We start from the raw sequence: 12354 nt of genomic DNA, 5'->3' as shown, positions 1-12354 counted from the left end.
ACTTGTGATGACGCTACCGCTGTTTCCGCTCAATACCGTGCTGTTTCCTGGCTGCTTTCTCGATTTGCAGATTTTCGAGGCGCGCTACCTGGACATGATAAGCCGCTGCATGAAGCAGGGCGAAGGTTTTGGTGTGGTGTGCATCCTTGAGGGCGAGCAGGTTGGCAAAGCGCCGCCGATGGTCGCCTCGATTGGCTGTGAGGCGGTCATCCGCGACTTCGTCCAGCAAGACAACGGGTTGCTGGGTATTCGCGTCGAAGGTGTGCGGCGCTTCAACCTCGACAGCACCGAAGTGCAGAAGGACCAGTTGCTGGTAGGGCAGGTGCAATGGTTGCCGGAGCAGGCGGACAGCCCGTTGCTGGAGGCGGACGACGACCTGTTGGCGCTGCTGGTGGCGTTGGGTGAGCACCCGATGGTCGAAGCGCTGGACATGCCGAGGCCAGTGGACGGGCGGCAGGCGCTGTCCAATCAGCTGGCGTACCTGCTGCCGTTCATGGAAGAGGACAAGCTGGATCTGCTGACCCTTGACTCGCCGCAGCAGCGGCTGGGGGAGATCCAGAAGCTGCTGGAGCGGATTCAGGGCGAACTGTTTGCCTGAGGGGACTGGCTAAATCAATATTGGTATCGAAGCAAAGCCTGCGGCAGCGCATGCATGGCGAAGAACGCCAGTAGCGCCACGCAGGCCGGCAGCACCAGCCACCACGCCCGCTGCGGCAGGGCTGGCAGTGTCTGGCGCCGTTGCACCAGGGTCAGGCTAAGCGCACACACACAGCACGCCAGCAGCGCCCCGGCCAGGATGTCTGTCGGCCAGTGAGCCCCCAGGTAAACCCGCGACAGGGCAATCGCCAGGGCCGGAATGCAACCCAGCATCACCCAGGTCAGGCGCATCCGCGGTGGCTGCCCACGCCCCGCCAGCACGGCCATCACCAGAAAGAACGCAAACGACGCCGAACTGTGCCCGCTGGGCATGCTGTAGCTGGTCAGCGGGTCGGTCAGCACTTCTGGCCGTGCCCGGGCGAACAGCCATTTGAGTGTGCCGTTGGCAATCGCCGTGCCCATCAGGGCGCCGGCAGCGAACAGGGCGTGTCGCCACTGCCGGGCAAGCAGCAACAGGCCTGTCAGCAGCCCGCCAAGGAAGAACTGGGTACGGAAGTCACCCAGCCGCGTCACCAGGACCACGGTGCCATCGATGGCCTGGCTGCGGTGTTCCTGGACCAGTGTCATCACGCCTTGATCGAACTCATGCAGGTAAGGCCAGCCGATAAATATCCCGGCCAGGGCGATGAAACTGAGGCCGGCAACCAGCCGGGTGCCGTGGCGCTGGTCACGCAGGCTGCTGTTGAGGCTAAGGCCGATCAGCACGGCCAGGGTGCCGGCGATGATGCCCGCATCCAGCCAGAAGCCTTCCGGCAGCGGTAGGCGCATGGCTGCGCCAGTGGCCCAACCGGGCAGCAGGTAGGCGACCGACCAGCCGGCGCCGGCCACCAGGCTGACGGCGATGAAGCGCGGCAGGGGCATGTCGAACATGCCGGCCACCATCGGCAGCATCGGTCGCAGAGGGCCGATAAACCGGCCTACCAGCAGGCTGGCAATGCCATAACGCTGGAAGTAGGTCTCTGCGCTGCCAATCCATTCCGGGTGGTGGCGCAGTAAGGGCAGGCAGCGGATGTTCTGGTGGAAGTACTTGCCCACCGTATACGACAGCGCATCACCCAAAAGGCCGCCAAGAAAGCCCAGCAGCAAGGTTTCCCCCAGGCTGAAGGCGCCACTGCCGGCCAGTACCGCGACGGCGAACAGCAGCACGGTGCCCGGCACGATGATGCCGGCGATGGCCAGGCATTCGATGCAGGCCACCAGGAAAATCGCCAGGCCAAGCCACTGTGGGTTGGCGCTTAGCCAGCCGGTCAGGCTGTCGAGCCATTGGCCCATGTTCAGCTTCCTTGTTCGTGAATGAAGAAGTCCCGGCCTTCGACTTGGCCGCGGCGTAACGGGTTCCGCGTGCAGAAGCGGGCGTATTCGGCATCGACGAAACGGTAGGGCAGGTGTTCGTCACGCCCGTGCGGGATGCCCAGGCGCGCGGCCTGGATGACCCGTGGTACGGCGTTGCCGCAATCGTCCACGTACAGCCGCTCGGCGTCGAAGCGCTGGGCGTCCCAGTGCGGCACTTTCAGGCCCAGAGCCCGGCATAGCAGGGTCTGGCCCGCGCACAGACGCTCATCCGGGCGCAGCTGGCCGCTGGCATCGGGGTTGTTCAGTTGCATCTGCGCCAGGCTGTTGGGGCCTGAAAGGGCATCCTGCCAAGGATAGGCGGACTTGATCAGCACCGCGTTGCCCGGCCCGTGAGCGCTGAAATTCAGCGAGTCGCCGCCGCGGGCGTAGTACATGTAGATGTGCCCGCCATCGAGGAACAGCGCTTTGCGCTTTTCGGTGTAGCCGAGCGAGGCGTGGCTGCCTTTGTCGGCGAGGTAGTAAGCCTCGGTCTCGATGATGCGCGCGGCAAGCCACAGGTCGCCGTGGCGATGGCGGATAACCTTGCCGAGCAGGGCTTTGGCCAGGGTCTGGGCGTCGCGGTCGAAAAAGCTGTCGGGCAGGGCTGGCATGCGGGCGGTTCGTGGCTGGGGAGGCGGGATGATAGCAATGAATGGCTTAATCGAGGCTGAACCTGTTGGGCGTTGCGTGGCTGCATTCGCGAGCAAGTTCGCGCCTGCAAGTGCTCGCAAATCCTTGTAGGCGCGGGCGTGCCCGCGAAAGGGCCACAACAGGAGATTGATTTTTCGATAACCCCGGTTACATCTTTCCTACGCATTGCCCCCGACCATTTTCTACCATCCGCCACCCGCCGCTGGGCGTACACCTGCGCGGCAGTTATAATCAGCCGATTTCCCCTTCGCCAAGACACCGAACCCATGACTGAGTCCGTTCTTGACTATATGACCCGCTTGGGTCGCGCTGCCCGTGAGGCTTCCCGGGTGATCGGCCGTGCCAGCACCGCGCAGAAGAACCGCGCCCTGCAAGCCGCCGCCGATGCGCTGGATGCTGCCCGTGCCGAGCTGACTGCCGCCAACGAACTGGACCTGGCCGCCGGCCGCGCCAATGGCCTGGAGCCGGCGCTGCTCGACCGCCTGGCGCTGACCCCGGCACGCATCGACGGCATGATCACCGGCCTGCGCCAGGTGGCCAGCCTGCCGGACCCGGTCGGTGCGATTCGCGACATGAGCTACCGCCCATCGGGCATTCAGGTCGGCAAGATGCGCACACCGCTGGGGGTGATCGGGATCATCTACGAATCGCGCCCGAACGTGACCATCGATGCCGCCAGCCTGTGCCTGAAGTCGGGTAACGCGACCATCCTGCGCGGCGGCTCCGAAGCCATCCATTCCAACCGCGCCATCGCCACCTGCATCCAGCGTGGCCTTGCTGAAGCCGGCCTGCCGGCAGCCGTGGTTCAAGTGGTCGAGACCACTGACCGTGAAGCCGTGGGTGCGCTGATCAGCATGCCGCAGTTCGTCGACGTCATCGTGCCGCGCGGCGGCCGTGGCCTGATCGAACGCATCAGCCGCGATGCCCGGGTGCCGGTCATCAAGCACCTGGACGGCATCTGCCACGTCTACGTCAGCCAGCATGCCGACCTGGACAAGGCCTGGAACGTGGCCTTCAACGCCAAGACCTACCGTTATGGCATCTGTGGCGCCATGGAAACCCTGCTGGTCGACCAGCAGGTGGCCGAGCGCTTCCTGCCGGAAATGGCCCGCCGCTTCCAGGAGAAGGGCGTGGAGCTGCGTGGCTGCGAACGTACCCGCGCGCTGATCGAGGCCAAGCCGGCCAGCGAAGACGACTGGCACACCGAGTACCTGGACGCGATCCTGTCGATCCGCGTCGTGGACGGCCTGGACCAGGCCATCGAGCACATCAACCACTATGGCTCGCACCACACCGACTCGATCATCAGCGAACACCAGGGCGAAGCTCGCCAGTTCATGGCTGAAGTCGACTCGGCGTCGGTCATGCTCAACACCCCGACGTGCTTCGCCGACGGCTTCGAGTACGGCCTGGGTGCGGAAATCGGCATTTCCACCGACAAGCTGCATGCCCGTGGCCCGGTCGGCCTGGAAGGCCTGACCTGCGAGAAGTACGTGGTCATCGGCGATGGCCAGCTGCGCGGCCAGGGGTCGTGCTGAGTTGAGCAAAGCCCAGGCAGTCCGGCGTATCGGCATTCTAGGCGGCACCTTCGACCCCGTGCACATCGGCCACCTGCGCAGCGCGCTGGAAGTGGCCGAGTTCATGGGGCTGGACGAGTTGCGCCTGTTGCCCAACGCCCGGCCGCCACACCGCGATACCCCGCAGGTGGCCGCCGAGGATCGCCTGGCCATGGTGCGTGAAGCGGTGCAAGGCGTTGCCTGCCTGAGCGTCGATGCCCGCGAGCTTGCGCGTGACAAACCGTCGTACACCATCGATACGCTGGAGTCGATCCGCGCCGAACTGGCCGACAACGACCAGCTGTTCCTGGTGCTGGGCTGGGATGCCTTCTGTGGCCTCCCTACCTGGCACCGCTGGGAAGAACTGCTGCAACACTGTCACATCCTGGTGCTGCAACGCCCGGATGCCGACGTAGAACCCCCTGACGAGCTGCGCAACCTGCTGGCTGCGCGCTCGGAGAGCGATCCTGCCGCCATGTCCGGCCCGGCGGGAAATATTTCGTTCGTCTGGCAGACGCCGCTTGCGGTGTCGGCTACACAGATCCGACAGCTGCTGGCCAGCGGCAAATCGGTGAGGTTCCTGGTGCCGGACGCCGTACTGGCCTACATCGAGGCGCACGAACTGTATCGTGCGCCCAACTGACGGTGCCTCTGGCGCCTCATCCAACGAGTTGAACGAGTTTTATATGACCAAGCAGAAAATTTACGGCGAAGAACTGGTCGCCCTGACCAAGGCAGCGCTGGAAGACGTCAAGGCCCAGGACATCCAGGTCATCGACGTGCGCGAAAAGCACAGCCTGACCGACTACATGATCATTGCCACCGGTACCTCCAACCGCCAGATCAACGCGATGCTGGAAAAGGTCCGCGAAGCCGTGAAGGCCAAGGGCGCCCAACCACTGGGTGAAGAAGGCAAGGGCGACAGCGACTGGGTGCTGCTGGACCTGAACGACGTCATCGTGCACATGATGACTGCCGCTGCCCGCCAGTTCTACGACCTGGAGCGCCTGTGGCAGGGTGCCGAGCAAAGCCGTGCTGCCGATGGCAAGCACCACAGCCCGGACCACGCTCACGAGTACTCCGACAAGCTCAAAGACCGCGAATAAGGGCAGCGCTGTGCGTTTGCGCCTGATTGCGGTCGGCTCGCGCATGCCGAAGTGGGTCGAGGAAGGCTGGCATGAATATGCCAAGCGCCTGCCTGCCGAGCTGTCGCTGGAGCTGGTGGAAATCCCGCTGAACACCCGTGGCAAGAATGCCGACGTCGCCCGCCTGATCCGTCAGGAGGGCGAAGCCATGCTGAGCAAGGTGCAGCCTGGGGAACGCATTGTCACCCTCGAGGTCCATGGCAAGCCCTGGAGTACCGAGCAGCTGGCGACCGAGCTGGACCGCTGGCGCCTGGATGCGCGCACGGTGAATTTGATGGTGGGGGGCCCGGAGGGCCTTGCGCCTGAGGTCTGTGCGCGCGCCGAGCAACGCTGGTCGCTGTCGCCGCTGACCCTGCCGCACCCGTTGGTAAGGATACTCATCGGCGAGCAGATCTACCGCGCCTGGACCGTGTTGTCCGGGCACCCTTACCACAAATGAGCCTGTAAGCAGTCCGATGTCGCAGCCGATCCGTCTCAAGGACCACGAGAAAGACGCCCGCCTGGTGCGCAACCGCGTCGTGGTCGGCGCGGTGGCGATCATGCTGCTTATTTGTGTGCTGATCGCGCGGCTGTATTACCTGCAGATCATCCAGTACGACTACCACTCGACGCTGTCGGAGAACAACCGGGTGCATGTGCAGCCGATTCCGCCGACTCGCGGGCTGATTTTCGACCGCAACGGGGTGATCGTTGCCGACAACCGGCCCAGCTTCAGCCTGTCGATGACCCGCGAACGTGCGGGTAACTGGCAAGAAGTGCTGGATACCATCGTCGAAGTGCTGGAGCTGACTGCCGACGACCGCGCGTTGTTCGAGAAGCGCATGCGTCAGGGCCGTAGGCCTTTCGAGCCCGTGCCGATCCTGTTCGAGCTGAATGAAGAGCAGATCGCCCGGGTGGCGGTAAACCAGTTCCGCCTGCCTGGTGTGGAAGTGGTTGCCCAGCTGGTGCGGCATTATCCGCAGGGTGCGCATTTCGCCCATTCGGTGGGTTATGTGGGGCGCATCAACGAGAAAGAGCTGAAAACCCTCGACCCGGTGAACTACAGCGGCACCCACCATATCGGCAAGACCGGCATCGAGCGCTTCTACGAAGACGCCTTGCACGGCCAGGTCGGCTACGAGGAAGTCGAGACCAACGCCCGTGGCCGTGTGCTGCGAGTGCTCAAACGCACCGACCCGAAACCTGGCAAAGACATCGTACTGAGCCTGGACATCAAGCTGCAGGAAGCCGCCGAAGCCGCGCTGGGCGGGCGGCGTGGCGCAGTGGTGGCGCTCGACCCGCGTACTGGCGAGGTGCTGGCGATGGTCAGCCAGCCAAGTTTCGACCCCAACCTGTTCGTGACGGGCATCAGCTTCAAGGCCTATGCCGAACTGCGCGACTCGATAGACCGGCCGCTGTTCAACCGCGTGCTGCGAGGCCTGTACCCGCCGGGTTCGACCATCAAGCCGGCCGTGGCGATTGCCGGCCTGGACAGTGGGGTGGTCAACGCCAGCAGCCGGGTGTTCGACCCGGGCTACTACCAGTTGCCCAACTATGACCACAAATACCGTAACTGGAACCGCTCCGGCGACGGCTGGGTCGATCTGGACACCGCGATCATGCGGTCCAACGACACCTACTTCTATGACCTTGCGCACAAGATGGGCATCGATCGGCTGTCCAGCTACATGAACAAGTTTGGTATCGGCCAGCGGGTTTCCCTCGACATGTTCGAGGAGTCCGCCGGGTTGATGCCATCGCGTGAATGGAAGCGTGCCACGCGCCGCCAGGCCTGGTTCCCGGGTGAGACCCTGATTCTCGGCATCGGCCAGGGCTACATGCAGGCCACACCACTGCAACTGGCCCAGGCCACGGCATTGATCGCCAACAAGGGCGTGTGGAACCGCCCGCACCTGGCCAAGACCATCGAAGGCCAGCCGCCGGTGGACGAAAACCCCATGGACAACATCGTGCTGCGTGACAAGTCCGACTGGGCCAAGGTCACCCACGGCATGGAGCAGGTGATGCACAACGCCCGTGGTACCGCACGCAAGGCAGCTGCTGGCGCCCAGTACCGCATTGCCGGCAAGAGCGGTACCGCCCAGGTAGTGGCGATCAAGCAGGGTGAGAAGTACGACCGCAACAAGCTCCAGGAGCGCCACCGCGACCACGCCCTGTTTGTCGCCTTTGCCCCGGCCGATGACCCGAAAATCGTGGTCTCGGTGATGGTCGAGAACGGTGAGTCCGGCTCTGGTGTTGCTGCCCCCGTGGTACGCCAGATCATGGACGCCTGGCTGCTCGACGAAAACGGCCGGCTCAAGCCCGAGTTCGCGCCTGCCACCGTGACCCAGGAATCGGCCCTGTGATGAACAATTTCGATCGCATGCTCTCCAGCGAGGATGTGATGCGTCGGCGCGCCAGCTTTCTGCAGCGCATTCATGTCGACGGCCCCTTGCTGGTCATTCTGCTCACCCTCGCGGCCGGCAGCCTGTTCGTACTGTATTCGGCCAGTGGCAAGAACTGGGATTTGCTGCTCAAGCAGGCCACCTCGTTCGGCATCGGCCTGGTGTCGATGTTCGTCATCGCCCAGCTCGAGCCACGCTTCATGGCCCGTTGGGTGCCGCTGGCCTACCTGACCGGTGTGCTGTTGCTGGTGGTGGTGGACGTGATGGGCCACAACGCCATGGGCGCCACGCGCTGGATCAACATCCCCGGGGTGATCCGCTTCCAGCCCTCGGAATTCATGAAAATCATCATGCCGGCGACCATCGCCTGGTACCTGTCCAAGCGCACCTTGCCACCGCATTTGAAGCACGTGGCCATCAGCCTTGTGCTGATTGGCGTGCCGTTCATATTGATCGTACGCCAGCCCGACCTGGGCACGGCGCTGCTCATCCTTGCCTCCGGTGCCTTCGTGCTGTTCATGGGTGGCCTGCGCTGGCGCTGGATCCTCAGCGTGCTGGCAGCGGCAGTGCCGGTGGCGGTGGCGATGTGGTTCTTCGTGATGCACGACTACCAGAAGCAGCGCGTACTGACCTTCCTCGACCCGGAAAGCGACCCGTTGGGCACGGGCTGGAACATCATCCAGTCCAAGGCCGCAATCGGCTCGGGCGGGGTATTTGGCAAGGGCTGGCTGCTCGGTACCCAGTCGCACCTGGACTTTTTGCCCGAAAGCCACACCGACTTCATCATCGCCGTGCTGGGCGAGGAATTCGGCCTGGTCGGCATCTGCCTGTTGCTGATTGTCTATCTGTTGCTGATCGGCCGTGGCCTGATGATCACAGCCCAGGCGCAGACCCTGTTCGGCAAGCTGCTCGCGGGCAGCCTGACCATGACCTTTTTTGTGTACGTGTTCGTCAATATCGGAATGGTCAGCGGCCTTCTCCCCGTGGTGGGCGTGCCGCTGCCGTTTATCAGCTATGGCGGAACATCGTTGGTGACGCTGCTGTCAGCGTTTGGCGTTCTGATGTCGATCCACACGCACCGCAAATGGATCGCACAGGTTTGAATAAGGTGAAGAACTTCATGCAAGCAGTGCGTAACTGGGCTGCCCGTTGTGCGCCGTGGATCGGCGCGGTGGGCCTGTTCGGCGCTGTACAGCTGGCCCATGCCGGCGATTACCAAGGCTCGCCGCAGGTGGCCCGGTTTGTCGGCGAAATGAGCCGCGACTATGGCTTTGCCCCTGAGCAGCTGATGGGCGTGTTCGCTGACGTGCAGCGAAAGCAGTCGATCCTCGACGCTATTTCGCGCCCGGCCGAACGGGTCAAGCCGTGGAAGGACTACCGGCCGATGTTCCTCACCGACGCGCGCATCGCCCGTGGTGTGGACTTCTGGCGCCAGCACGAGGCGGTATTGGCCCGCGCCGAGCAGGAATACGGCGTGCCGGCACAGTACATCGTCGCCATCATCGGTGTGGAAACGTTCTTCGGCCGCAATACTGGCAACTACCGGGTGATCGATGCCCTGTCGACCCTGGGCTTCGACTACCCGCCTCGGGCTGAATTCTTCCGCAAGGAACTGCGCGAGTTCCTGTTGCTGGCTCGCGATGAACAGCTCGACCCGCTCACGCTCAAAGGCTCCTACGCCGGCGCCATGGGCCTGCCGCAGTTCATGCCGAGCAGCTTCCGTAACTTTGCGGTGGACTTCGACGGCGACGGCCACATCAACATCTGGAACAACCCGGACGATGCCATCGGCAGCGTCGCCAGCTACTTCAAGCGCCATGGCTGGGTGGCCGGTGGGGGCGTGGTCAGCCGCGCCTGGGTGGATGGCACACGCGCCGACGAAGGCCTGACCACAGGCATCGAGCCTGTGAAAACCGTCGGGGAGTTGCGCACGCTCGGCTGGTCGGTTCATGATTCGCTGCGCGATGATCTGCCGGTTACCGCTTTCCGCCTTGAAGGTGACAATGGCCCCGAGTACTGGGTGGGCCTGAAGAACTTCTACGCGATCACGCGTTACAACCGCAGCGTGATGTATGCCATGGCGGTGCATCAGCTTGCGGAACAGCTGGTTCAAGTACGGGGCGTCAAGTAATGCGCGCAATCATCTCTGCCAATTCTTTCAAGCTGCTCACCTGCCTCGCCGTTGGCGTGGTGCTGGCCAGTTGCTCCTCCAATCGCCCGGCCCAGCAAAGCAGTGGCAACGTCGTGCGCAGCCAGCCAGGCCTGGACATCAACCGGGCACACAAGGACGGCGCACCGTGGTGGGACGTGGATGTGAACAAGATCCCCGATGCCACGCCGACCGTGCACACCGGCAACTACAAGGCCAACCCGTACACGGTGCTGGGCAAGACCTACTACCCGATGCAGGACTCGCGCAACTACCGCGCCGAGGGCACCGCATCGTGGTATGGCACCAAGTTCCACGGGCAGAACACCGCCAACGGTGAGCTGTATGACCTGTACGGCATGAGCGCGGCGCACAAGACGCTGCCGCTGCCGGCCTATGTGCGGGTGACCAACCTGGCCAACGGTCGCAGCGTGATCCTGCGGGTGAACGACCGTGGCCCGTTCTATTCCGACCGTATCATCGACCTGTCCTATGCGGCGGCGAAAAAGCTCGGTTACGCCGAGATCGGCACCGCGCATGTGCGCGTCGAGGGCATCGACCCGCAGCAGTGGTGGGCCCAGCGTGGCCAGACACCGCCGATGGTGCTGAAAGAACCGCAGGTAGCCCAGACCCAGGCGATCCCGGCCAACACCGGGCGTGTCGAGCAATGGACCCCACCGCCGCAGCAGCACGCGGCGCCGGTGGTGCCGGTGCAGGTGGGGGGCAACAATGTGCCGGCGGGCAATGGCGGCAGCTTCTTGCAGGTAGGCGCCTTTGCCAACCCGGACGCCGCCGAGCTGCTGCGCTCCAAGCTCAGCACCATGGTCAGTGCGCCGGTGTTCATCAGCTCGATCGTGCGCAACCAGCAAACCCTGCACCGCGTGCGCCTGGGGCCGATTGGCAGCCAGGGCGAGATCCAGCAGGCACAAGACAGCATCCGCCTGGCGAACTTGGGGCAGGCCAAGCTGGTCACAGCTGACTGACCGCGTCGCTTTCTTCGCGGGCTCGCCCGCTCCCACAGGGCTATGCGAAACCCTGTGGGAGCGGGCGCGCCCGCGAAGAAGGCAACACCAAACTGTCGGTTTTGTCATGAATTGCCGGGCGCGCCCATGTACAATGACGGCTTTTGCCCGCAGCGACATAAAGCCGCACGTTCGTGGGCCAGGCCGACGGCCACAAAACTAGACTGACTGGCGCTGGGCACACGATCTTGCCCAGGGAACATCTCAGACCATTAGCGATTTTCGAGAGACGGATGAACATCACCAACCTTGCCAAACGACTTTGCCTGCCTGTACTGCTGATGATCACGCCTGCCGCCTTCGCGGCGGAGCAGATGACGCCGGCACCACCGCAACTGGCAGCCAAGTCCTACGTACTCATGGACGCGTCCAGCGGCAACGTGCTGGTCGAGAACAACGGTGACGAGCGCCTGCCGCCGGCCAGCCTGACCAAGCTGATGACCGCCTACATCGCCACCCTGGACATCCGCCGTGGCCAGATCGGTGAAAACGACCCGGTCACCGTCAGCGAAAACGCCTGGCGTACTGGCGGTTCGCGCATGTTCATCAAGGTGGGCAGCCAGGTGACCGTCAGCGACCTGCTGCACGGCATCATCATCCAGTCCGGCAACGACGCTTCGGTCGCCCTGTCCGAGCACATCGCCGGCAGCGAAGATGCCTTCGCCGACATGATGAACAAGACGGCTGCCGACCTGGGCATGACCAACAGCCACTTCATGAACCCGACCGGCCTGCCGAACCCGGACCACTATTCGTCGGCGCACGACATGGCCACCCTGGCCCGTGCGATCATCACCGTCGACCCGGCCCACTACGCCATCTATTCGCAGAAGGAATTCTTCTGGAACAACATCAAGCAGCCGAACCGCAACCTGCTGCTGTGGCGTGACAAGACCGTCGATGGCCTGAAAACCGGCCACACTGACGAAGCCGGCTACTGCATGGTGGCTTCGGCCGTTCGCGACGGCCAGCGCCTGATTGCCGTGGTGTTCGGTACCAACAGCGAGCAATCGCGTGCTGCCGAAACCCAGAAGCTGCTGACCTATGGCTTCCGCTTCTTCGAAACCCAGACCTTCTACCAGAAGGGCACCGAGCTGACCCAGGCACCGGTCTGGAAGGGCGCCACCGGCCAGATCAAGGCTGGCCTGGCCGACGACCTGACCATGACTATGCCTAAAGGCCAATTGAAGCGCCTGCAGGCTTCGATGACCATGAACCCGCAGCTCACCGCACCCATCGCCAAAGGTGACGTGATCGGCAAAGTGGAAGTCAAACTGGACGAGAAAGTGGTTCACAGTGCCGACCTGATCGCCCTCGATGGCGTCGAGGAAGGTGGTTTCTTCCGCCGTATGTGGGATAGCATCCGTCTATTCTTCTACGGGTTGTTCAACTGATACGTGACCTGCATGCCCCCGCGTATCTCGCGGGGGCGTTGTTGTTGCCACGGCTTACGAGGCC

General features: G+C 63.6%; 12 protein-coding genes. 10 read left to right on the top strand and 2 right to left on the bottom strand.

Translation table 11 applies throughout. The annotated features are described in order from the left end of the window. Positions 1-7 precede the first annotated feature (7 nt). Positions 8-598, top strand: coding sequence for an LON peptidase substrate-binding domain-containing protein (locus tag A0O30_RS09180; RefSeq protein WP_016712194.1), 591 nt, complete (start codon positions 8-10; stop codon positions 596-598). A gap of 14 nt (positions 599-612) precedes the next feature. On the opposite strand, the gene A0O30_RS09175 is transcribed toward A0O30_RS09180, so the two are convergent. Together A0O30_RS09175 and A0O30_RS09170 are read right to left on the bottom strand one after the other, a co-directional pair. Then, entirely contained in the window at positions 613-1929 is a 1317-nt protein-coding gene (locus A0O30_RS09175) for a bifunctional DedA family/phosphatase PAP2 family protein (protein ID WP_105946272.1), read from the bottom strand. A gap of 2 nt (positions 1930-1931) precedes the next feature. After that, a complete protein-coding gene (locus A0O30_RS09170; protein ID WP_104833882.1) occupies positions 1932-2600 on the bottom strand; it encodes a DNA-3-methyladenine glycosylase in 669 nt (222 codons plus the stop codon). A gap of 306 nt (positions 2601-2906) precedes the next feature. On the opposite strand from A0O30_RS09170, the gene A0O30_RS09165 reads away from it, so the two are divergent. The 9 genes from A0O30_RS09165 to A0O30_RS09125 all read left to right on the top strand — a co-directional run bounded on the left by A0O30_RS09165 (position 2907) and on the right by A0O30_RS09125 (position 12290). Continuing rightward, the gene (locus tag A0O30_RS09165; RefSeq protein WP_105946271.1) at positions 2907-4178 is read left to right on the top strand and encodes a glutamate-5-semialdehyde dehydrogenase; all 1272 of its coding nucleotides are present in this window, start codon (positions 2907-2909) and stop codon (positions 4176-4178) included. Beyond that, a complete protein-coding gene (gene nadD / locus A0O30_RS09160) occupies positions 4147-4839 on the top strand; it encodes a nicotinate-nucleotide adenylyltransferase (protein WP_105946270.1) in 693 nt (230 codons plus the stop codon). The genes A0O30_RS09165 and nadD overlap by 32 nt, the downstream gene beginning before the upstream one ends. 43 nt (positions 4840-4882) lie before the next feature. Next, complete coding sequence (rsfS, locus tag A0O30_RS09155) at positions 4883-5302, top strand: ribosome silencing factor (protein ID WP_016712189.1); 420 nt, start codon at positions 4883-4885, stop codon at positions 5300-5302. 10 nt (positions 5303-5312) lie between these two features. Next, positions 5313-5780, top strand: coding sequence for a 23S rRNA (pseudouridine(1915)-N(3))-methyltransferase RlmH (gene rlmH / locus A0O30_RS09150; RefSeq protein WP_003249722.1), 468 nt, complete (start codon positions 5313-5315; stop codon positions 5778-5780). 16 nt (positions 5781-5796) lie between these two features. Next, on the top strand, positions 5797-7686 hold the full coding sequence (mrdA, locus tag A0O30_RS09145) for a penicillin-binding protein 2 (protein WP_016712188.1): 1890 nt from the start codon (positions 5797-5799) through the stop codon (positions 7684-7686). A gap of 38 nt (positions 7687-7724) precedes the next feature. Further along, on the top strand, positions 7725-8828 hold the full coding sequence (gene rodA, locus A0O30_RS09140; RefSeq protein ID WP_042131952.1) for a rod shape-determining protein RodA: 1104 nt from the start codon (positions 7725-7727) through the stop codon (positions 8826-8828). Between the two features lie 17 nt (positions 8829-8845). Continuing rightward, on the top strand, positions 8846-9856 hold the full coding sequence (gene mltB / locus A0O30_RS09135) for a lytic murein transglycosylase B (protein WP_105946305.1): 1011 nt from the start codon (positions 8846-8848) through the stop codon (positions 9854-9856). Then, positions 9856-10857: a septal ring lytic transglycosylase RlpA family protein gene (locus tag A0O30_RS09130; protein WP_105946269.1), complete on the top strand. Its 1002-nt coding sequence runs from the start codon at positions 9856-9858 to the stop codon at positions 10855-10857. The genes mltB and A0O30_RS09130 overlap by 1 nt, the downstream gene beginning before the upstream one ends. 272 nt (positions 10858-11129) lie before the next feature. Then, positions 11130-12290, top strand: coding sequence for a D-alanyl-D-alanine carboxypeptidase family protein (locus tag A0O30_RS09125; RefSeq protein ID WP_105946268.1), 1161 nt, complete (start codon positions 11130-11132; stop codon positions 12288-12290). The last annotated feature ends 64 nt before the right edge of the window (positions 12291-12354 follow it).

Source organism: Pseudomonas sp. LLC-1 (assembly GCF_002992185.1).
GTDB classification, from domain to species: domain Bacteria; phylum Pseudomonadota; class Gammaproteobacteria; order Pseudomonadales; family Pseudomonadaceae; genus Aquipseudomonas; species Aquipseudomonas monteilii.
The sequence above is the reverse complement of the archived record's forward strand: the minus strand, read 5'-3'. Positions and strand labels throughout refer to the sequence as shown.